A 20457-nucleotide genomic window follows, 5' to 3' on the forward strand; every position below is an offset into this window, starting at 1 on the left:
ATGGTGGGCGGGGCGCGAGGGGCGGGCATCTTCCGCTGTGCGCTGTTGACCGGGCAGCCGGAATGTAGGCGGCTCAGCGGGTCCGGCGGACCGCCACTTCGTCCGTGTGCACCTCGCGGTCGCAGTCCGTGCACCGCAGCTGCGCGTGCACCGATCCGTCGCAGCCGAGGTGTTCGGCGGTACGCGGGGGGCCGCCGGCGAGGTGGAGGTTGCGGTCCCCCCACTGCATCAGCGCGATGACGGGCTTGGCGAGGTCGCGGCCCTTCGGGGTGAGCACGTATTCGTATCTGACGGGCTTCTCCTGATAGAGAACCTTTTCCATCAGACCGTGCTCGACAAGCCTCCCCAGGCGGTTGGCCAGCACGTTCCGAGCAATTCCGAGGTTGCTCAGGAATCCGTCGAACCGTTTGATACCGAGGAACGCCGAACGAGCGATGAGGAGAGTCCACCGTTCGCCTATGACTTCCAGCGAGCGGGCGACGTTGCAGTCCTGTCCTTCATAGGTGTTCTTCAACATCCATCCACCGTAGGGACCGAGTGAGTCTCTTGAAAACACCAAGGTGGTGAAGTGTGCACGAGCGATCCGTCCGGACCCGGGAAGCCATTTTGAGCGGAGCCGCCGAGGTATTCGGAGAAAAGGGGTATCTGGGCACACGACTGGAGGACGTCGCGGCGCGCCGGCGACTGAGCAAGGGCGCCGTCTACTTCCACTTCGCGTCGAAGACCGACCTCGCGAAGGCCGTCATCGCACGGCAGGCGGACCTGGTACCGCGGCTGATCGGCCGGCTGCGCCCGCGCTTCCCCCAGGCCGCCGGCCTGCTGACCGCACTCGCCCAGGAGGTCGCACGGCTGCTGGCGGACGACCCGGAGGTGCGCGGGAGCTTCCGGCTGCTGGCCGAACGCGGACTCGTCGACGCGTCGGTGGACGATCCGTTCGCCGCCTGGTCGGCGGCCGTGGAGGACGTCCTGCGGGACGCGGAGCGGCAGGGCGCGGTCCCGGCCGGTACCCGCAGCGCGGCCGTGGCGGGGCTCGTCGTCTCGGCGCTGGTGGGGCTGCACCACATGGGCGAGGGCGCCGTCCGCCCCAAGGTCCCGGGCGACTGGCCGGCGCTGCTCGGCGCGCTGCTCGCCCTGGACTCCCCCTACGAGGCCCGCACCAGCGCCGGGGCGTCGGCGCCCAGCCGGGCGTGCATGTAGGCGGCGGACATCAGCGCCATGTGGTGGTGCCAGCCCGGATACGAGCGGCCCTCGAAGTCGGCCATCCCGTAGTCCTGCTCCAGCCGGTCCAGCGTCTGTGTGGAGCGGGTCCGCAGCCGGGTGAGCCGCAGTACGTCGTCCAGCCGCCGGCTGACCATGTTGGTCAGCCACAGGGGCTGCGGGCCGGTCCCGCGCGCGGGGCCCGCGATGAGCCGGTACGTGCGGGCGGCCGCCGGGTCCGCGGCGGGGCCCGGGAGCCGGACGAGCGCGGTACGGAAGGTGAGCGGCCGGCCGCCGCTGTCGCGGATCGTGTGCGAGCCCACCAGGTGCTGGTCGCGCGCGGCCTCGAAGAGGTCGGCGGCCGGGGTCGCGAGGGGCGCGGCGCTGTCGCAGGGCCGCGCGCGCAGGTGGCGGTCGGGGACGACCGGGAAGCGGGCCGGCACGCCGACGAGGAAGTCCCGGTGGTTCCTGCTCAGTCCGCGGATCAGCGACGTACCGGGGCAGTGGCTGCTGAGGTCGGCGACGAACGGCACCTCGCCGAGCCGGGACCGCTCCCCCATGGCCCGGACGAGTTCGAGGGCGCACATCTCCAGGCCGCGCGCGTCGACGTCGTGGGGGATGCGGGTGCGGCTGCGGCGCGCCGGGTCCTCGGTCCAGATGCGGGGCAGCAGCAGCCGCCAGCCGACCGGCAGCGCGTCGTCGTCGGTGACCAGGAAAGCGCCGATGCCGACCTGGCAGTTGACGGACCGTCCGGTGCTGGGCACGAAGCGGCGGTGCACCCCGCACGAGTGTTCGCCGCGCTTGCGGACCACGGCGACGTCGATGGTCCAGGCGCGCGGCACCGTGTGCTCCTCCGCCCACCGCATCAGCTCCCCGTACGCCGGTTCCCAGGGCCAGGGGCTGGCGTTGACGAACTGGTGCAGCGACTGCGCGGTGGACGCCGATCCGGCCAGCGACTCGGCCAGTCGGCGGACCGACTTCTTGCCGGGCGTGGCCAGGAGGGCGTCGAGGTAGGCGTGGGCCCATCTGCGCTGGTCCACCCGGGGGAGGTGGCCGAAGACCACTTCGGTGAAGTCGAAGGCCGAGACCGGTCCGGGGCGCGGCGGGAGGGACGTGAGCACAGTGCGACTCCCTGTCGGCAGGGTGACTGGACTCGCAAAAGAATAGCGGACGTCCTCTTTTTTTCCTCCCGCCCGTACGGCCTCGGTTCCACTTCGCCACATCGGAACCGGGTCCGGTGTGACACAGCGCCCGAACTGCCGCACTTTGCCAACTCCCCCTTGTTAACGCTCGGTTGCCCCGTGATGGTGACCGCGTATTGGATACGGCAGGACAGATCCGGAGTGACTATGGCTAAGCGGGTCAAGGCCCTGCGCACACGAGCCCTCCTCGTGGAGGCGGCGGCTTCGGCGTTCAGCGGGGACGGTTTCCACGGCACGTCCCTGGCGCAGGTGGTCGAGAAGTCGGGCATGACGATGGGGGCGCTGACCTACCACTTCGCCAGCAAGGACGATCTGGCCGACGCCGTCGAGGAGGAGGGCGCGGAGGTGACGCGCTCGACGGTGCGCGTCTTCGCGGCACAGACGACGCCGCCGCTCACCCGGCTGGCCGACCTGCTCCTGGAACTGGCCCGGCTCCTGGAGGAGGACCCCCTCGTGCGGTGCGCGGTCCGGCTGTCCAGGGAGCGGTCGACCGCCCCCTGGTCCCGGATCTGGCTGCCCCTGGTGACGACTCTCGTGGACGACGCCTGCAAGCAGGGCCAGGTACGTGCGGCGGCGCGGCCCGACGACGTCACCGAACTGATCAGGCTGCTGCTGCACGGAACGGCGCTGGGCCCGGACACGCAGCGCCAGGACGCGCTGACGAGGCTGCGGGGGGCCTGGCAGGTGGCACTGGGAGGCATCACCGCCGAACCCGAGGCAGCGGTGCCGGCCTGAGGCCTGGCCGACCCGGGAACGGAACACGCCGGGCCCGGGGACGGATACAGCCCGGCCCGAGGCCGGATCAGGCGAGCCGCTCCCGGTACCAGTCCGCCGCGTCCGCGACGGCCGCCAGCGGTCCCGGCCCGGGATCGCAGTGCGCCACGTCCCAGATCTCCTCGCTCCGGTACCAGTGATCGCGGGCCAGCAGCTCGAACTGTCGCTCGCTGACGGGCCCCGGGGCCGCGCGCAGCCGCTCCAGGCAGCCGGGCCAGTCGAGTTCGCCGCGCTGGGCCGGCAGTACGGCGTGCGCCGCGAGGGTGTCCATCAGCTCCCCGTTGCGCACGGGCCGCGGGTGGGAGGCGTGGTGGACGCCCCCGGCGGCCGGCCCGGACCCGGGCGCCAGGGCGAGTGCGGCGATCAGCCGGGCGAGGTCGTCCACGGCCACCGCGGACAGCAGCCCCCGCCCGCCGTCCCACCGCTCCGGCACCCTGCGTACGAGCTCCGCCAGGGCCGGGACGACCCAGCGGTCCCCGCGCCCGAGGACGAGGCCGGGCCGGAGCACGCACGCGCCGGCCTCGCGTGCGGGGCGCTCGGCGAGCAGCCGGCTGCGGCTGGCGGCGGAGACCGGCGCGGGGACGATCTCGTCCACGCCGATGCCCCGGTGCGGCCCCCGGCCGTAGACCGCGGCGGTCGACAGGTGCACGATGCGCCCGAGCCCGGCCCGGACGGCCTCGGCCATGACGGCCGCCGTCCCGCCGGCGTTGACCGCCTCGCAACGGGCCGCGTCCGGGCCCAGCGCGGAGGCCAGGTGCAGGAGCACGTCGGCGCCCTCGCAGGCGCCCCGCAGCGAGTCCGGTTCGGTGAGTTCGGCGGACACCCACTCGTCGGCCGCGGCGGCCGGGCCGTCCGGACGCGGGCCGCGCCCGACCGCGCGGAGCACGGCGCCGGTCGCGGCGCGGTGCCGGGCGAGTTCGCGCAGGACCGCGCCGCCGATGAATCCGGTGGCGCCGGTGAGCACGACCCGTACCGGGCTCACCCCCGCGGCTCCGCCCAGTTCGGCCGCACGCTGAGCCGGGCCAGGGCCTCGGCGGTGGCGATCCCGGGGAGGAGGTACCGCCAGAGCGAGGCGATGCGCTCAATGAGGTCGACGGACCCGGTGGCGACCTTCGAGTAGAGCTGGGTGCCGCTGTACGCGCCCACCAGGACCTGGGCGAACTCGCGCTCGTCCACGTCGGCGAGCAGTTCGCCCTCCTCGCGCGCCTCGACGAGGATCTCGTGGAACTGGTCGGCCCAGCCCTGGTAGGCGCTGGCGTCCTGGATGCCGATCTCGCCCTGTTCGACCGCGAGCCGGACGCCCGCACGGAAGAGCACGTTCCGCTGAAGCTCCCTGGCCAGGTAGAAGTTGACGTCCAGGAGCCGTTGCAGGCCCCTGCCCTCGTCGGGTATCTGCACGAAGGAGCTCTGGGCGTGCATGACTTCCTGCGCGATGGCCTGCTTCGTCTTGAAGTGGAAGTAGAGCGCGCCCTGGGTCACGCCGGCCTTGGCGCTGATCTTGGCGACGCTCGCGGCGTGGTAACCGCTCTCCTCGAACACCTCGGCTGCCGCACGAACGATCAAGTCCCTTGTCCTGATCGCTCGTTCCTGCTTCGGATCCCTTGTCGCCACCACTTGCGCCCCTCTTGGAAAAATACCGAGCAACCGTTATTTTATCAGCCTGCTCCACATCCCTAGAAGGTTGCATCCAGCCCACCCCGCTAGGAGTCACATGTTGACTGAGCCCGTGGACACGACCGCCCGGCATGGCCTGACCACCACTGTGGCCAAAGAGTATGTGCATCGAGCGGCTCTCGCCGAGGTCTTCCTGACCGGGTGGCAGCGCACCGGGCCGGACGCCTTCTCCCTCACCGCGCAGTGGCCCCGCAGCCACAGCTTCTACTCCGTCAGCCAGGCGGTGTACGACCCGATGCTGCTGTGCGAGACGATCCGCCAGACGTTCCCGCTGCTGATGCACGCGGCGTACGAGGTCCCCTTCGGCTACCAGCTCAGCTGGAAGGACTTCCGGTACACGGCCGACCCCGAGGCCATGCGGGTCACCGGCACCCCGGCGGAGATCGACCTGCGGGTGTGGTGTCACGAGATCAGACGCGTCCGCGGACTGCCCTCGGCCCTCGCGATGCGGTTCGAGATCAGCCGCGGCGACGCCCTCCTGGCCGTGGCGAGCACCCGTATCGGATGCAGCTCCCCCGCCGTCTACCGGAAGGTCCGGGCCGGCCGGGGCGGTGTCGCGCCGGAGCCGGTCGCCGCCGGGCGGCGCAGGCCCCTGGCGCCCCACACCGTGGACCGCCGCTTCGCCGCCGACGTCGTCCTCGCCGAGCCGGCCAGACCGGCGGCCGGCGGCCCGGCCGGCGCCGTGGAGTGGCAGCTCCTGCTGGACCCCACCCACCCCGTCCTCTTCGACCACCCGGTCGACCACGCGCCCGGCATGGTCCTCTTCGAGGCGGTGCAGCAGGCGGTACTCGCACTCGGCGATCAGCCTGACATGAGCATGCCAATATCGATGGACATGGCCTTCCACCGCTACGTCGAGTTCGACAGCCCCTGCACGATCACCGCCGTCCCGGCCGCGCCCGGGGCGGCCGGGACGCGCCGCACCCTCCGGGTCAGCGGCCTCCAGAACGGAGCGTGCGCCTTCGAGGCGACCGTCGAGGCCGACACGGTCCCCCCGCTCCCCGCACCCGGTCTCCGGTCCGGGGCGATCGCCGGCACGGCCTGATCCACCCCGTACGACGCACCCCCCGCCACTGGCCGCCGGTCCGCCGGCGGCCAGGACGGACCCCGGGAGACCTGATGCATGTGCACGGCAGCCCGTTCGAGGCGGCCCGGTGAGCCTTTCCGACCCGGCCGAGCTGGACGTCGCCTTCGAGCTCGAACTGGGACGCCGTGCACCCTTCACCATGCTCGGGGACTGGGTGCTCCTCTCCGGGGCCTCGTCGGAGGCGCGCGCCCTGTGGTGGGCGCTGTCGTCGCACCTGAACGTGAAGCGCAACGACGCCGAGGTGTGGCCGGGGCTGGCGACCCTGGCCCGGCTCCTGCACCTCAAGAAGCCCGAGCACGTCGCCCGTTACCTCCTCGAACTGGAGGTCATCGAGGCGGTGACCGTGAAGAGGGTGGAGACGGGCCTCAAGCGCCGGCACCGTTACGTCATCCACCAGACCCCGTCCGCCGGATACGCGGGCCCCCGCTCGATGGGCGAGTGGTACGCCCTCAACCGGGGGCCCAGGTCCGAGACGGACGAGCAGCGGCGGCGCCGCGAGTCGGAGTTCGACCTCTGGCTGGAGGCCGTCCGCAAGGGGCTCAAGGAGCACTGCGCCCGGGTCGCCGCCGAGCGCACGCGGGCCCGCCGGGACAAGGAACGGCCTCCGCCGCTGACCGCGTTCCGCGCCCCGGCCATCGAGGATTTCCGTACCCCCTGGGAGGGGGTACGGAGCCGTCGGCGCAGACTTCCGCGCTCGGAGGCGTACCCCTCTCCGAGGGGGTACGGCCCCCTGCGCGAAGGGGTTCGGTACCCCCTCCGGAAGGGGTGGAAGAAGACGAAGGTGAAGCAGACCAACGTCAACGAGACCGGGATGCGCCTGCGGCGCGCAGCGCCGGTGACGGCCGTAGGCCAACTCACCGTAGTAGAGCCGGAGAACCGCGCGCGGCCCTCACCGCCGAGCGGTCCTTCCGGATGAGCGCGGAGCAGAGCCGCGCGGTGCGCACGGTGGAGGCGGCCTTCCCGCCGGAGCTTCGGAGGGGGCTGCCCGGCTACCGCCCGAAGGTGCTGCGCGACGCGGTCCTCGCCGCGCTGGAGTGGCGGACCGCCGAGCAGGTCGCCGAGCGGGTGGGCCGCCGCTGGTACACCTGGGGCTTCTGCGACGACGCCGCGCACGGCCGGGTGGAGCGGCCCGTGGGCATCGCGGTCCGCCTCGTCGGTGACGGGGACTGCGGGGCGCCGCGCTGCGAGGACGGGGTCGACATCGACACGGGCGGGGTCTGCCCGCGCTGCGCCGAACGCTCCGCCCGCCGCTCCCGCCCCTCGGCCCGCCCCGTGGAGACCTCGCCGGAGCGCCCGGCCGCGACGACGCGGCCGGGCCCGATGTGGGAGTGCCGGCGGCCGGACTGCCGGACCCCGGTCAAGGGCCCGCGCTCGGCCGATCAGCTGTGCCCGTCGTGCTCGGCGGAGACGCCCTAGTCGTTCATCACCCGGCGCACCTCGACCGGCTGCTGGGTCGGGACGCCGCCGGGGCCCGGGACGGCGGAGATGCGGGCGGCGATCTCCAGGGCGCGGGCCTCGGAGGCGACGTCGAAGATGTTGAAGCCGGCCAGGTGCGCCTTGGACTCGGGGTCGGGGCTGTCGGCCACCTTCGGTGCCGCCACCCCGTCCGCCCGCACGATCTTGGTGAGCTGGGGGTCGGCGAGCGCGGTGAACTGGATCATCTCGCCACTCTCGGTCAGCTCCTTGGTCAGGACCTCGTAGTACTGGAAGTGGGCGGCGATGTCGCTGGGGTCCCACTCGTCCATGGGCTGCTCGAAGACTCCGCCGTCGTGGTTGACCATCAGCATGAACTTCGGCATGGGAACTCCTTGTGTCGTAGTGGTGCGCCGGTGCGCTCTCTCACCCCTTGGTCGGAGCGGGCGAGCCGTTCTCGACATCCCCCGGGAAAAAAGTCGAGAAGTTTTTTCGCGGGGTGCCCGACCCCGGGTCAGCGCAGCTTCCGGGCGAACTCCCGTACGTCGTCCACGAACGGTCCGGGCTGTTCCAGGGCGGCGAAGTGGCCGCCGCGGTCGTGCTCCGTCCAGTGCGCGAGGGTCGGCAGGATGCGCTCGGCGAAGGCACGGACCGGCCGGACGATGTCCCCCGCGAAGTACGTCACGCCGACCGGCATGGTGAGCGGCCACGGACCGGCCCAGGTCTCCAGGAAGTCCTCGACGGTGCGGTTCGACTCGTAGTACAGCTGGGCGCTGGTCCCGGCGGACGCGGTGAGCCAGTACACCGAGGCCACGGCCAGCAGCTGGTCGCGCTCCACCGCCTCCTCGGGGGCGTCCTTCGAGGACGTCCACTCCTTGTACTTCTCCGCGATCCAGGCCAGCTGGCCGACCGGTGAGTCGGTGAGCGCGTACGCGAGGGTCTGCGGGCGGGTGGACTGGATCTTCCGCCATCCCGTGCCGTCCTCCTCGAAGGCGGCCGCGTGCGCGAGCCGTGCCGCGTCCGTCGCGTCCAGGGCGGCCATCGCGGCGGGGTCCTCCGGCGGGATGGTCACCAGCATGTTCACGTGCACCCCGGCGACGTGCTCCGGGTCGGCGAGGCCGAGGTGCAGGGAGATGGAGGAGCCCCAGTCCCCGCCCTGGGCGATGTACCGGTCGTAGCCCAGGGACGCCATGAGTTCCGCCCACGCCCGCGCGACCCGCTTCACCCCCCAGCCGGCTTCGGCGGGCGCGCCGGAGAATCCGTATCCGGGCAGGGACGGGATGACCACGTGGAAGGCGTCGCCCGGGTCCCCGCCGTGGGCGGCCGGGTCGGTCAGCGGCCCGATGACGTCCAGGAACTCGGTGACCGAACCGGGCCAGCCGTGGGTGAGGATCAGCGGCGTCGCCGTCGGCTCGGGCGAGCGAACGTGGAGGAAGTGCACGTCGACGCCGTCGATCTCGGTGACGTACTGGGGGACCTGGTTCAGCCGGTCCTCGACGGCGCGCCAGTCGAACTTGGTGCGCCAGTGGTCCGCCAGGTCCTTCAGGTATTCCAGGGGGACGCCGCGGTCCCACCGCACGCCGGGCAGTTCGGCCGGCCACCGTGCGTCGGCGATCCGGCGGTCCAGGTCGTCCAGGGCGGCCTGGGGGATGTCTATGCGGAACGGGCGCATGGTTGTTTCACCTTTCATCGGCCGGGGCCGAGATCACGAGGCCGGTCTCAGGGAGTGCCTGAGTACCCGGAGAAGAATGCGGGGACGCATGAGCGCCTGCGGCGGATCGATGAGGCCCGCCGCCCGGATGAAGGCGTTGGAGATTTCCGCGTCGTGCACGGCCGCTTTCTGGAGCCGCGCCACATAGGCGTTCACCAGACGGGTCTTCACCGTGCGCTTTCCCTCGACGCCGGGGAATCCGAGATCGGCACCGGCCGACAGGTCCCAGGGCGCGTCGACGTCCGCGGAGATGTCGTGGAAGAAGGAGAGCGGCTGCGGCAGGACACCCGTGCGCAGATGCCGGAGCAGGGTCAGCGATTCCAGGGCGGACACGGTCATGCCCTGCGCGTAGATCGGGTTGAAACTGCAGAAGGCGTCGCCCATGACGAGCAGCCGGTCGGGGAATGCGGCGAGTCCTTCGTAATGGCGGCGCACACTGGCCGGGAAACGGAAGGTCACCGGATCGTCCAGGGGCTCGGCCGTACGAATGGCCTCGTAGATCTCCGGGACCGGAAGGGATTTCGCGAAGGCGAGGAAGCCCTCCGGGTCGGCCGGCGGATGGTCCCCGAGCATTCCCGTGAGGGAGAGTTCGAAGCGGTTCTCGTCGCCGGGCAGCCGGTAGAAGAACGCGCCGCGCGGGTACGCCGGGGTGGGCGCGGGGATGATCGCCAGGTCGGTGCCCAGCGGGTCCTCGGCCAGCTGGTAGTGGCGCGTGGTGTAGGCCAGGTCGACCTTGACGTGCTCCTCGCGGGGCGCGGCGTACCCCAGCTCGCGCAGCCAGGCCGGGGTGCGCGATCCGCGCCCGGTGGTGTCGATGACCAGGTCGGCGTGGAGCGTCCGCTCGGCGCCCCCTCCGGTCCGGGGCTGGACGCGGGCGCCGGTGACGCGGGTGCGGTCGGGGGTGGTCTCCAGGCCGGTGATGTCGTGGCCGTCCAGGAAGGTGATGTTGTGGATCTTCCGGACCCGCTCGCGCACATGGTATTCGAGCACCGGTCTGGTGGCCGGGACGCAGAGCAGCCCCGAGTGACCCGGGCGCATCCGGCGGCCGTTGAAGCACCAGCGGTTGTCGCCGTTGAAGTCGCCCGAGGTGATGCCGGCGGCCGTCAGCTCGGCCGTGAGGCCGGGGAAGTGCGCTTCCAGGATCTGCTGGCCCCTGGCCACCAGGCCGTGGGCGTGGCGGGCGTGCGGAACGCCGCGACGGTACTCCACGGTGTTCGGGAGTTCGTCGCGTTCCACGATCGTCACGTCTGTGAAGAATTCCGCGAGCACCCGGGCGGCGAGCATTCCCGCCATACTCCCGCCCAGGACGACCACGCGATCTCCGACGAGGCTGGTCACCACCAGCGCCTCCTCAATTCATAGGTGTCACCGCGATGCTCGAATGGTCGTCCTCGGTTGTCCGGACGGCATCTTCCAATGTGCGCTGCGTTGTTTTGCGGTTCAGCCGCCGGCCATCGGAGGGATCAGGACGACGGTGCTTCCCTCGGGCACCACGGTGGTGGCCCGGGATTTACGGGGAATGAGCGCGTCGCCCACGCACATATTGATGTAGCCGGCCGGTTCGTGATCGGTGCCGAGCAGCCGGCGGGCATAGGACGGGTGGTCGGCGACGAATCGCTTGATCACCTCGTGCAGCAGACCGGCGGGTACCTCGAACTCCGTCTGGCCGTCGGCGGCCCACACCGACGGAAGAACGACCTTCACCATGGAATCCTCCTTTAGGTCAATCGTCTTTCGCGCACCGGAATCCGTGCGCGAAACTGGCCCATCCCGTGGGATCGCCGTGCATTCTTTCGGCGCAGCGCACCTGGTACCGGAGATTCATCCAGGAGCCGCCGCGAATGACGCGGTACCGGCCCAGCGCCATGCGCACGGTCGGGTCGCAGTCCACCGCGTCGTCGTAGAGGTGCGAGAGCGTCGACGTCCACTCGTAGACGTTGCCGGCCATGTCGGCGCAGCCGAACGGGCTGTCGCCCCGGTCCGAGAAGGCGCCCACCGGCGTCGTACGCGGCAGCGCACCGTGCAGGGCGCACTCCGCGGCCCACCACTCCTGCCATGCCGCGTACGAGGTGAACGAACGCGCGTGGTACTCCGTGGTGTTGGCGTTCCCCGCGTCCCAGCTGTCGCCCCACGGCCAGATCCTGAACCCGGTCCCGCGCGCCGCGAACTCCCACTCCGCCTCGGTCGGCAGTCGCTTGCCGGCCCACCGGGCGTACGCGTTCGCGTCGCCCCACGAGACATGGACGACCGGGTGGTCCTCGTATCCGCTGACCGTGCGGCCGGGGCCGCCGGGCGCGTCCCAGCGGGCGCCGGGCTGCTCCACCCAGCCGCCCGCCCCGTAGACCAGGCTGAAGCCGCGCTCCTCGGCGTCGGTCCGGTAGCCGGTGTCCGCGACGAACCTGCCGAACTCGCCGACCGTGACCGGGTACTGGTCGATCCGGAAGGGGGCGACGGTCCGCGCGACGACCGGGGTCTCGTCGGCGAACCACCGGCGCGGGAACGGCTGGTCCGCCTCGTCCAGGAGGTCGAGCATCCGCTCCGGCGAGCCCTGGAGGAATTCACCGCCCGGGATCCGGACCATCCGCCCCGCCGCGAGCGTGCTCCCCGTCGCGGTCATGCCGCACGCGCCACGGGGGCGGCGGCCTCGGCCAGCAGCTCCCGCAGGACCTCCCGGTAGTCGTCGGCCATCCTCACCACCGTCGCCTCGTCGAAGCGGTCGGTGCGGTACATCAGGTTGCCCATGGCCTCGCCGGACGGCTCGAAGCTGAGCGTCCACAGGGCGCCGTCCGGGAGTTCGGAGACCACGGGCGCCGACTGCGGCTGCCAGGGGATCTCGGAGAACGCCGGGGTGCCGGCGTCCGGGTCGCCCTCGTCCTCCTCCAGGGCATGGGCGCGCGGGAACACCTGGAAGGTGACCGGCGCGTGGTCGTCCCGCATCGCGAGGGACATGAGGTCGGGCAGCGCCTCGAAGAGCTGGATCGCGGGGATGTCGTGCGCGTAGGCGTCCAGGCAGGTGGCGCGGGTGCGGCGCAGCAGCTCCCCGACGTCCGCGCACCCGGCCAGGTCGACCCGGAGCGGCAGGAAGTTGAAGAACGAGCCCACCGTGTCGTTGAACTTCCCGTTGGCGCGCCCCGGGGTGTGCGTCGAGACGACGACGTCGGTGGCGCCGGTGATCCGGTGGACGAGCCGGTAGTACGCGGCGAGCAGCACCATGAACGGTGAGCAGCAGGCGTCCTTGGCGAGCGCGAGCGCGCCGGAGACGAGGTCCGCGCCGACCGTGAAGCGGTAGGCGGCGGTGACGGACGGCAGCCCGGCGGACTTGAGGTGGTCGGTTCTGAGGGCGGTGAGCCGGGCGCCGCGCAGCTTCTGCCGCCAGTGGTCCAGCGATCGGGCCGTCGCCGGGCTCGCCGCCTGCTCCCGCTCCCAGGCAACGAACTCGTGGTACGGCCGTACGGGCGGCAGTCCGGCGTCGGTGCCGTCCTTGCGGGCGGTGTAGTACGCGGCGAGGTCCCGTGCGAGCAGGCGCATCGACATGCCGTCGGTCGCGGTGTGGTGGGTCTGGAGCAGCAGGACCGCGTCGCGCGCGTCGAAGCGGAGCAGGACGGCCCGCAGGTGGGGCAGCTCGTTGATGTCGAGCGTCCCGGCCTCGATCTCGCGGCGCAGCTCCTGCGCCCGCCGCGCCCGCTCCGCCACCGGGACGCCGGGGCACTCCCGGACGTCGAGGCGGGGCGGGGTGGCGGGGAAGACCCGCTGGTGGCCGGCGTCCGCCTCGCGGATGATCTGGCTGCGCAGCGGTTCGTGGCGTTCCACCACGTCGGCCAGGGCCCCGCGCAGGTGGTCCAGGTCGACCGGACCGGTCAGCCGCCAGACGCCGACCATGTGGAACCGGGGTCCGAAGGGGCCCGACTCGTCGCCCGAGTCGAACATGCGGAGGAACTCCTGGTTGAACGACAGCGGCAGCCGGGTCGCCCCGTCCGCCGTGCTGGTTGCGGTCATGCCTGCGTACTCCTACTCCTGTGACGCGCGGGCTTGGGGGCTCAGCGGGCGAGGGCGAGCTTTTCGAGGGTCGGCACGATGTCGCTGGGGCTCGGGGACGCCATCAGGTCCATCCGCAGCCGTTCGGCGCCGCTTCGGAACGCCGGGTCGGTGAGGAGCCGGGTGACCTGTTCGCGTACGGCCGCCACGGAGGGGCTGCCGAGGTCCATCACCTCGCCCGCGCCGAATCCGGTGATGTAGGCGCCGGTCACCGGCGCGAGCTTGTACCGGGGATAGGCGATCCGCTCGGACGGCGGCTCGTCCTCCTTCTTCTCGTCGCCGCTCTCCGGGAAGTCCACGACGATCTGCGGGACGCCGACGCAGCCGGCGGCGGCCATGGTGCCGATCCCGCCGTGGTGGATGAGGAGTTGGCAGGTCTGCATGAGGTTGTCGAGCGGCAGGTAGTCGACGACCCGGATGTTCGGGGGAAGCTCGCCGACGTCCGCGAGCTGGCTGGCGTCCAGCGTGGCGACGACCTCGATGTCCAGACCGCCCAGCGCGTCCAGCAGCGTCCGCACGTACGCCCAGTCCGTGGCCGGTACGTACTTGCGTACCGAGAGCCCGAGCGAGAGCGCGACGCGGGGCCGTTCCGGCACGGGGTACAGCCAGTCGGGCATGGCCGTCTGGGCGGTGTGCGGTATCCACCGCATCGGGAGCCGCCGGGTGTCGACGTCGAAGTTCATGCCGCTGGGCACCACGTCGATCGTCCACTGCCCGTAGAGGGTGTCGTGGTCGATCGGGACGTCGTACCGCTCGGCCATCGCCCGGATCGTCTCGACCATGGGGTTGGGCTCGTCGGGCGCGTCCGGGCCCTCGGTCAGCTTCTCGTACAGGTCGAGGAACCAGCCGTTGTAGTCCGTCCCGGACTGCCGGGCGTGCCGGGCGCCGACCGCGCGCGCCGCGACGGCCGCGCCGGGCATGCAGGGGTCCCAGATGACCAGGTCGGGCTGCCAGCTGCGGAAGAAGCTCACCATTCCGTCCATGGCGGGCAGGGGTTCGTCGGGCGAGCCCTGGAAGGGCGTGAAGTCCCACATCGCCGGCAGGAAGCCGTGGCAGATGGTGCCCCACTCCATCTCGTTCTCCTCCGGGACGTGCAGTGCCTCGGTGATGCGGGTGACTTCCTTACGGGCCTGTGGCCATGCCCCGGTCGGTCCGGTGGGTTCGGGCATCTCGTCCGCACCGCACATCTCCTTGAAGGTGAGGCCGGACGCCGTGACCGTGGGTCCGAGCGTGGGGTGGGAGACGACGACGACGTCGTGTCCCGCGGCGCGCAGCGCCCAGGCCAGGGGAACGAAGGGGTAGAGGTGGGCGGCCGCAGGCCAGACCGCGAAGGCGACACGCATGGGAGGGCTCCTTACTCGTTGTCTTCGGACGGTTCGGGCGAGGAGCCGATCGGCCGGACGCCCCGCAGGGTCTTGTGGGCGACGAACGCGAGCCCGAGGAAGAGCAGCATGGCCAGCAGCGCGACGGAGGTGGCTCCCGTGTTGAAGGTGTCCCGCGCGGCCGCCAGGACCTGACCGCCCGTCCGGGCCGGGAGCCGGCCGGCGGCGTCGATCGCGTGGGGCAGGGTCTCGTTGATCGCGGACGCGGTCTTTCCGGTGACGGATCCGGGGAGGTCCACATGTCCGGCGTAGAAGGCCGTCATGAGGCTGCCGAAGACGGCGACGCCGAGCGCGGAGCCGAATTCGCCGCTGATCCCGCTGAGCGAACCGGCCGATCCGGCCCGCTCCTGCGGCACCGCCTGCATGACGAGCTGGCCGCTCAGCACGCCGACGGGGCTGGTCCCCAGCATCACGACGCACAGCCCGCCGATCAGCGTGGCCACCCCGCTCGCCGCGGTCATCCGCGTCAGCACGGCCTCACCGGTGGCGGCGAGCAGCAGGCCGCCGGTGAGCACCGCGCCGGGCGGGAAGCGCTTCGCGAGCATCGTGGACAGATGCACCCCGAGGATCGCCATCGAGACCGGCAGCGTCATCCACAGGGCCGTCTCGAACGCCGAGTAGCCGTCCACCAGTTGGAGGTGCTGGTTGAGGACCAGGCCGTTGCCGCTCTGCACGATCCCGACGAGCAGGAAGACCAGCAGCGTCGCGCCGACCGTGCGGACCCGGAAGAACCCCATGTCGACCAGCGGGTCGGCCAGCCGGCGCTGCCGGCGGGCGAAGGCGACGCCGAATCCCAGCCCGACCGCGATGGCCACCAGCGGCAGCACGGACAGGCTGCGGGCCAGCGCGGTCAGCCCCCAGATGGCCGGGAGCATCGTCGCCAGCGACAGGCCCACGCTGACGAGGTCGAGCGGCTGCGCGGAGTCGTCCCGGGACTCGGGCAGGACGAACGGCCCCACCACCAGCAGCAGGACCATCACCGGTACGGCGATGAGGAAGGTGGACCCCCACCAGAAGACGCCCAGCAGGAAGCCGCCGACGGTGGGGCCGAGCAGCACGCCCAGCATCGCCGCGGTCGCCATCATCGAGAAGGCGGTGGCCATCTTCTTGGGGTCGGGGAACATCTCCTTGATCAGGGCCATGACGGCCGGCCCGATGGTCGCCCCGGCGATGCCCAGCAGGGCACGCACCACGATGAGGAGCGCCGGACTGTGCGAGAAGGCCGCGATCACGGACAGGACGGTGAACGCGGCGGCACCGATCAGCAGGAGCTTCCGGCGGCCGATCCGGTCGCCCAGGCGTCCGATGGTGACCATGAATCCGACGACGAAGAAGCCGTAGATGTCGATGATCCACAGTGCTTCGAGGTTGCTGAGGGACAGGTCGCTGACCATGTAGGGGATCGCCAGGAAGATGACGCCGAGGTCCAGCATCACCAGCATCATCGGCAGCAGGAGTACGACGAGACCGAGCCACGCCTTCCTTCCGGACGGCCGGGTCTCCTCCCTCGGGGGTTTCTGACTCACGGAAGTGCTCATCATGCTCCTGTACTCAAGGGCTCGTGGTTGCTCGGTCGGGCGGGCTCGTGTGCGCGGATGGTCAGGGGGACGGTCGGGGTGTAGTGGATGTCGCCGTACGCCATGACCTTGACCAGCGCCCAGGACGCGGCCGGGTCCGTGCCGTGCGGCACGCGCACCGGGTAGGCGAGCACGGTCCGGGCGCCGGGGCCGAGGGCGAACGTCCGCGTCCACGGACCGGCGAACTCCCAGGTGCCGTACGGGGTGATGAGCTGGGCCTCGCCGCGCACCTCGTCCAGGCTGTGGTTGGTCAGCCGGACCCGCAGCTCGCCGTCTCCCCCGGCGTCGACCACCAGCTCCGGGGTCACCGTCTCGACGGTCAGCCGCCCCTCCCCACCGGTGGCGCCCAGCCGGACGGTGGCGACGTCCTCGACCGGCGGGCAGCCCTCGCCGGCCAGCCGGGCCGTGAGGTGCCGGATGCCCGGGGGCGCGCCCTCCTCGGGGCGCAGCAGCACGTCGAAGCACCGGTGGTCGTCGTCCAGGTCGAAGCACAGGTCGTCCGGCGCGCTCGCGGTGACGCCCGGCGGGACGGCCAGTTCCACGGTGCCGGACGCCCTGCCGACGGCGGAGACCGTCACCCGCACGGAGACCGGTCCGGCGAGGTCGACGTCCCGGGGCTCCACGTACACGGCGGCCGGCTGGTGGCCCAGCGGGGCGGCGCCCTTGTTGTGGAGCCAGTAGCGGGCGTACACCGGCTGTTCCGGCCCGGTGCCGGGCCCGGTCGGCTGCGGGGCCGGGGCGTCGGGCACGGCCGTCGCGGTGACGGTCGCCGCCGGGCCGAGGGCGAGGCGGAGCGTGCCGTCGGCGGTGTCCAGGGGTGCGCGCGGCTGTTCGTGGAGGTCGGCCTCGGCTCCGTCGTGGAGCGGGACGAAGGAGTGGACGCGGGCCCGGGTGGCGCGGCCGTGGGTCTCGTAGCAGCGGAGGGTGATGCCGGCGCCCGGTTCGCCGTGCCGGGGCTTGAGCGCCGTGACCACCACGTTGTCGGGTTCGGCCCGGAGCAGGCTCGCGGAGGCGGGCAGTTCGCCGTCGTGGGCGTCGGTGAGCCGGGTCAGGAGGCGGCTGTTGTACGCGTGGCCGGCCCGTACGAAGCCGGCGTCCCGCCAGTCCCCGGCGCCGCTGACGAGGGCGTATTCGAAGGTGTGGCTCCAGTGCTGGAGGGCGAAGCTCGATCCGTCGGGGGCGGTGCGCTGCGGCGGCTCGATCCAGGTCCCGGCCGGCCATCCGCTGCACGCCCGCAGGAGGGACAGGCAGAGCGTCCCGTCCGGTTCGACCACGACTCCGGGGGTGCCCCGGTGGAGCACCGCCGCCGAGTGGTCCTCCAGCACCTCGTCGGCGGGGACGGCGTCGGGGGCCCCGGGCTGCTCGATCCGGATCTCCGCGCCGGACAGCCCGGCGGCCAGGTCCGTGACGGCGCCCGCGAGGGCCGGGCCGTCGTGTCCGGCGACGACGAGGACGGGCAGGTCGCGGGCACCGCGCAGGTCGGTGCCGGGCGCCCACATCTCCGTACGGGAACGGGTCGCGGGCACCCAGAGGCAGGCCGTGCCGTGCTCCTTCAGCAGGGCGTCGAGCCGGGCGGTGTACCAGTCACCGGCCGCCGCGAGGACCCGGGCCGTGAAGGCGTTCTCGGCGGGCCCGCCGATGCTCAGACGGACGTCGGGGAGGTTGGAGTCGACGTCGAGCGAGCCGTACCGGGAGCCGTCCGGACGCGAGGTGGTCGCCGTGACGCCCTGCTGGGCGAGGGCGGCGACCAGGGCGCGCACCGCAGCGTCCCGGTCCTCGCCGCGCCCGTGGTGCGCGACGACCTCGGCGACACCGATCGCCTGCGTGGCGACGGGGACGCCGTGGTTCTCGATCACGACCCGTGCGGCGGAGGAGAGGCCCGCCCAGTTGTACGCGGGGCTGTCGAGCGCGTACGGATGCTCGGCGACGTCCAGCCGGGACGAGCCGAAGGTGCGGCCGATGACGGCGTTGCCGACCTCGTACACCGGCCGGGCGCCCGCGATGTCCAGCGGGAAGCGGACGCGCAGCAGCCGGTCCTGGCCGGTCGCGCCGTCGACCCGGGTCCGGAACTCCAGGCGGTCCAGCCCGTGGAGGAGCGTGACCTCGGTGGTGATGCGGAGGTCCCCGATGCGGCAGGCCGAGACCAGGCGCAGGCCGGCCGGGGACGTCTCGACGTGCACCTCGGCCGGGGCCTCGGACGGTGTGCGGCGGTGGCCGGTCGGGACGATGTGCCACGGTCCCTTGCCGAACGCCGGGTGGTCGGGGTACTCGTCGTCCAGGACCGGCCCGGCCGCCTCGCCGGGCCGCAGCAGCTCCTTGCCGGTGCGCTTGTCCAGGACGCGGGTGAGCGCACCGCCGCGCGCCGGGTCCGCCTCGACGAGGAAGGCGTCGTTCTCCGCGCGGTGGCCCTCGGTCCGCCGCCAGCCCTCCTCGGCCGGGGCCGCCGCGTCCACGAGGCGGAACACCCGGTGGCCGGTGGCGGGGACGGCCTCGGCCACGAAGGACAGGGTGGCCGTGGCGAGTGCGCCGCCGGGGTGCCGGGAGACGCCCGTGGCGACGGCGGGGACCTCCCGGCCCTCGCCGTCGAGCACCCGCACTCCGGCCGGCCCGTCCTCGGGGAGGTCGAGGGTGACGGTGGCGAGGTCGGTGCGCTCCCAGGACTGGGTGTTGACGACCAGCAGCGGGCGCCCGGCGCCCCGGGTGTCGGTGCGTCCGGCCAGGTAGTCCAGGGCCTTGTCGCGCGCCCCGGCCCCCAGCTCGTACGCCTCCCGCCAGCCGGCCGCCAGGTCCAGGTAGACCTGGTCCGATGTGACGCCGGTGATCCCGTCGTGGTGGGCGCCGAAGAACAGCTGCCGCCAGGCCGTGTCGATGGCCCCTTCCGGGTAGGGCGCGCCGAGGACGGTGGCCAGCGTGGACAGCTTCTCCGCGTCCAGGACCGCCGTCTCGGCGGCCCGCTGGGCCTGCTTGATGTCGATGTACGAGACGTCCTTGCCGGGGTAGACCGGGTTCATGTCGCGGGACTGCGGGGTGAACGCGATCCGGTCCCGGTCCGCGTCCTCCCGTACCCGGGCGAAGAACTCGCCGGGCAGCGCGACGACGAACCTGGGCCACACGTACCGCTCGTTCCAGTGGCGGTGGATCTCGGTCGTCCAGCGGCCGGGGGCCACATGGTTGTAGCCGACCGGCAGGAGCACGTTGCGGGTGGACGCCACCCGCTTCAGGGTCCGGAACTGGTGGTACGCCTCCTCCTCCGCCTCGGCGAGGGTGTCCACCTCGTTGAGCCGCCACCCGGCGGGGTAGTGGTGGGCGAGGTAGCAGGCCGGCAGCCCCGTGCCGTCCGGCCCGATCCACTCGATCTCGCTCGCGAACTGCATCCCGGTGTCGTCGCCGCCGGTCACCTGCGGCCCCCACTGGTGGAACGGGCCGCGTGCGAAGGCCAGTTCGGTGAGCCCGGCGTCGGCCATCAGGGACGGGAACGCGGGGTCGTGCCCGAACACGTCGAGCATCCAGCCGGTACGCGGTTCGCCGCCGATCAGGCCGCGCTGGAAGCGCACCCCGTGGGCGATGTTGCGGATGGTGGCTTCCAGGCTCGTCAGGTTGGTGTTCGGCTCGTTGTACATGCCGCCCACCAGCTCGATCCGCCCCTCGGCGATGAACCGGCGCAGGTCGGCCCGGTCCTCCGGACGGACGTCCCAGTACGGCTTGAGGTAGTCGAACTCGGCGAGGACGAACTTGTAGTCCGGGTCCCGGCGGGCGAAGTCGAGATGGGCCCGTACGAGGTCGAAGGCGGCGGCCTGGTGGGGCTTGCGGAGCTTCTGCGCCTCGGCCGGCTGGGCGTCCCACTCGGAGAGGTAGCCGGCCTGGGTGTTCCACCAGAACGGGTCGTAGTGGAAGTGCGGGACCATGAACATGGTCCACCCCGGGGCGGCCGCGACGAGTTCGGCGGCCACCTCCCGGCGCCGGCCCGCCGCCTCGGCGGAGACCGTCACGGCCAGGCGGGTGCCCTCCTCGGTGCCGGGGCCGACGGCGACCGGCACGTCGAGGACGCGTTCCTCGCCGGGCCGCAGCGTCACGACGACCGGCCGGGGCGTGGTCACGCCGGCGCCCTCGATCCGGACGGTGACCGGCTCTCCCTCGCGTACGGACGCCGCCCCGCGGTTGGTCAGCGTCACGCGCTGCACCTGTAGCGGATGCCGCTCCGAACCCACGAAGAGTTCGGTCGAAACAACCTGGTCGATGTCCACGAAAATCTCCGGCCTTCGCGCCCCGTGTCGGTCGTCCAACGTCCTCGGCACCGCCACCGGATGTCATCTCCCCGGTTGCGCTGCCGCCCCGGCGGGCCGTTCCCCGGCATCGGCCGCCCCGGCGGGCAACCAGGAAGATGCGCGCGCCGGGGCGGCCGGGC

18 protein-coding genes are annotated in these 20457 nt (G+C 72.3%); 5 read left to right on the plus strand and 13 right to left on the minus strand.

What is annotated here, in order from left to right:
- Positions 1 to 73 precede the first annotated feature (73 nt).
- The gene (locus NEH16_RS31940; protein ID WP_073969476.1) at positions 74 to 517 is read right to left on the minus strand and encodes a winged helix-turn-helix transcriptional regulator; all 444 of its coding nucleotides are present in this window, start codon (positions 515 to 517) and stop codon (positions 74 to 76) included.
- A gap of 53 nt (positions 518 to 570) precedes the next feature.
- Here NEH16_RS31940 and NEH16_RS31945 point away from each other — a divergent pair, with 53 nt between their 5' ends.
- Positions 571 to 1197 (plus strand): TetR/AcrR family transcriptional regulator, encoded by a 627-nt coding sequence (locus NEH16_RS31945; RefSeq protein WP_265546612.1) that lies wholly within the window; start codon positions 571 to 573, stop codon positions 1195 to 1197.
- Here the strand turns inward: NEH16_RS31945 and NEH16_RS31950 are convergent.
- Positions 1143 to 2318, minus strand: coding sequence for an IS701 family transposase (locus tag NEH16_RS31950; protein WP_265546613.1), 1176 nt, complete (start codon positions 2316 to 2318; stop codon positions 1143 to 1145). The two genes, NEH16_RS31945 and NEH16_RS31950, sit on opposite strands and share 55 nt — an antisense overlap.
- A 228-nt stretch (positions 2319 to 2546) precedes the next feature.
- On the opposite strand from NEH16_RS31950, the gene NEH16_RS31955 reads away from it, so the two are divergent.
- On the plus strand, positions 2547 to 3134 hold the full coding sequence (locus tag NEH16_RS31955) for a TetR/AcrR family transcriptional regulator (RefSeq protein WP_073969479.1): 588 nt from the start codon (positions 2547 to 2549) through the stop codon (positions 3132 to 3134).
- A gap of 67 nt (positions 3135 to 3201) precedes the next feature.
- On the opposite strand, the gene NEH16_RS31960 is transcribed toward NEH16_RS31955, so the two are convergent.
- Both NEH16_RS31960 and NEH16_RS31965 read right to left on the minus strand, forming a co-directional pair.
- Positions 3202 to 4155, minus strand: a complete 954-nt coding sequence (locus tag NEH16_RS31960) for an NAD-dependent epimerase/dehydratase family protein (RefSeq protein ID WP_265546614.1) — start codon at positions 4153 to 4155, stop codon at positions 3202 to 3204.
- Positions 4152 to 4787 carry a ScbR family autoregulator-binding transcription factor gene (locus NEH16_RS31965; protein WP_343299527.1) on the minus strand — a complete coding sequence of 212 codons (636 nt, stop codon included), beginning with the start codon at positions 4785 to 4787 and terminating at the stop codon, positions 4152 to 4154. The genes NEH16_RS31960 and NEH16_RS31965 overlap by 4 nt, the downstream gene beginning before the upstream one ends.
- A gap of 97 nt (positions 4788 to 4884) precedes the next feature.
- On the opposite strand from NEH16_RS31965, the gene NEH16_RS31970 reads away from it, so the two are divergent.
- From NEH16_RS31970 to NEH16_RS31980, 3 genes are all read left to right on the plus strand, one after another.
- Positions 4885 to 5892 carry a ScbA/BarX family gamma-butyrolactone biosynthesis protein gene (locus tag NEH16_RS31970; RefSeq protein WP_265546617.1) on the plus strand — a complete coding sequence of 336 codons (1008 nt, stop codon included), beginning with the start codon at positions 4885 to 4887 and terminating at the stop codon, positions 5890 to 5892.
- Between the two features lie 109 nt (positions 5893 to 6001).
- On the plus strand, positions 6002 to 6850 hold the full coding sequence (locus NEH16_RS31975; RefSeq protein ID WP_265546619.1) for a hypothetical protein: 849 nt from the start codon (positions 6002 to 6004) through the stop codon (positions 6848 to 6850).
- On the plus strand, positions 6847 to 7350 hold the full coding sequence (locus tag NEH16_RS31980; RefSeq protein ID WP_265546620.1) for a hypothetical protein: 504 nt from the start codon (positions 6847 to 6849) through the stop codon (positions 7348 to 7350). The genes NEH16_RS31975 and NEH16_RS31980 overlap by 4 nt, the downstream gene beginning before the upstream one ends.
- On the opposite strand, the gene NEH16_RS31985 is transcribed toward NEH16_RS31980, so the two are convergent.
- The 9 genes from NEH16_RS31985 to NEH16_RS32025 form a co-directional block, all read right to left on the minus strand.
- Entirely contained in the window at positions 7347 to 7733 is a 387-nt protein-coding gene (locus tag NEH16_RS31985; protein WP_073969483.1) for a YciI family protein, read from the minus strand. The genes NEH16_RS31980 and NEH16_RS31985 overlap by 4 nt on opposite strands.
- 128 nt (positions 7734 to 7861) lie before the next feature.
- On the minus strand, positions 7862 to 9019 hold the full coding sequence (locus NEH16_RS31990) for an epoxide hydrolase family protein (protein ID WP_265546621.1): 1158 nt from the start codon (positions 9017 to 9019) through the stop codon (positions 7862 to 7864).
- A gap of 33 nt (positions 9020 to 9052) precedes the next feature.
- Complete coding sequence (locus tag NEH16_RS31995) at positions 9053 to 10396, minus strand: FAD-dependent oxidoreductase (protein WP_265547471.1); 1344 nt, start codon at positions 10394 to 10396, stop codon at positions 9053 to 9055.
- A gap of 102 nt (positions 10397 to 10498) precedes the next feature.
- A complete protein-coding gene (locus tag NEH16_RS32000; RefSeq protein WP_073969485.1) occupies positions 10499 to 10765 on the minus strand; it encodes a MoaD/ThiS family protein in 267 nt (88 codons plus the stop codon).
- Between the two features lie 16 nt (positions 10766 to 10781).
- Positions 10782 to 11675: a formylglycine-generating enzyme family protein gene (locus tag NEH16_RS32005; protein ID WP_265546623.1), complete on the minus strand. Its 894-nt coding sequence runs from the start codon at positions 11673 to 11675 to the stop codon at positions 10782 to 10784.
- Positions 11672 to 13054 carry a condensation domain-containing protein gene (locus tag NEH16_RS32010; protein ID WP_265546624.1) on the minus strand — a complete coding sequence of 461 codons (1383 nt, stop codon included), beginning with the start codon at positions 13052 to 13054 and terminating at the stop codon, positions 11672 to 11674. The genes NEH16_RS32005 and NEH16_RS32010 overlap by 4 nt, the downstream gene beginning before the upstream one ends.
- A gap of 41 nt (positions 13055 to 13095) precedes the next feature.
- Entirely contained in the window at positions 13096 to 14436 is a 1341-nt protein-coding gene (locus NEH16_RS32015) for a nucleotide disphospho-sugar-binding domain-containing protein (RefSeq protein ID WP_073969488.1), read from the minus strand.
- Between the two features lie 11 nt (positions 14437 to 14447).
- Positions 14448 to 16001 (minus strand): MFS transporter, encoded by a 1554-nt coding sequence (locus NEH16_RS32020; RefSeq protein ID WP_265546627.1) that lies wholly within the window; start codon positions 15999 to 16001, stop codon positions 14448 to 14450.
- 11 nt (positions 16002 to 16012) lie between these two features.
- A complete protein-coding gene (locus NEH16_RS32025; protein ID WP_265546629.1) occupies positions 16013 to 20224 on the minus strand; it encodes a glycoside hydrolase family 38 C-terminal domain-containing protein in 4212 nt (1403 codons plus the stop codon).
- Positions 20225 to 20457 lie beyond the last annotated feature (233 nt).

Source organism: Streptomyces drozdowiczii (genome assembly GCF_026167665.1).
In the GTDB taxonomy this organism is placed as follows: Bacteria; Actinomycetota; Actinomycetes; order Streptomycetales; family Streptomycetaceae; genus Streptomyces; species Streptomyces drozdowiczii_A.

What these genes read in the sequence shown, in the direction of transcription:
- NEH16_RS31940 (WP_073969476.1), bottom strand. Translation starts at nt 517, where the DNA reads ATGTTGAAGAACACCTATGAAGGACAGGACTGCAACGTCGCCCGCTCG.
- NEH16_RS31955 (WP_073969479.1), top strand. Translation starts at nt 2,547, where the DNA reads ATGGCTAAGCGGGTCAAGGCCCTGCGCACACGAGCCCTCCTCGTGGAG.
- NEH16_RS31970 (WP_265546617.1), top strand. Translation starts at nt 4,885, where the DNA reads ATGTTGACTGAGCCCGTGGACACGACCGCCCGGCATGGCCTGACCACC.
- NEH16_RS31980 (WP_265546620.1), top strand. Translation starts at nt 6,847, where the DNA reads ATGAGCGCGGAGCAGAGCCGCGCGGTGCGCACGGTGGAGGCGGCCTTC.
- NEH16_RS31985 (WP_073969483.1), bottom strand. Translation starts at nt 7,733, where the DNA reads ATGCCGAAGTTCATGCTGATGGTCAACCACGACGGCGGAGTCTTCGAG.
- NEH16_RS31990 (WP_265546621.1), bottom strand. Translation starts at nt 9,019, where the DNA reads ATGCGCCCGTTCCGCATAGACATCCCCCAGGCCGCCCTGGACGACCTG.
- NEH16_RS32000 (WP_073969485.1), bottom strand. Translation starts at nt 10,765, where the DNA reads ATGGTGAAGGTCGTTCTTCCGTCGGTGTGGGCCGCCGACGGCCAGACG.
- NEH16_RS32005 (WP_265546623.1), bottom strand. Translation starts at nt 11,675, where the DNA reads ATGACCGCGACGGGGAGCACGCTCGCGGCGGGGCGGATGGTCCGGATC.
- NEH16_RS32010 (WP_265546624.1), bottom strand. Translation starts at nt 13,054, where the DNA reads ATGACCGCAACCAGCACGGCGGACGGGGCGACCCGGCTGCCGCTGTCG.
- NEH16_RS32015 (WP_073969488.1), bottom strand. Translation starts at nt 14,436, where the DNA reads ATGCGTGTCGCCTTCGCGGTCTGGCCTGCGGCCGCCCACCTCTACCCC.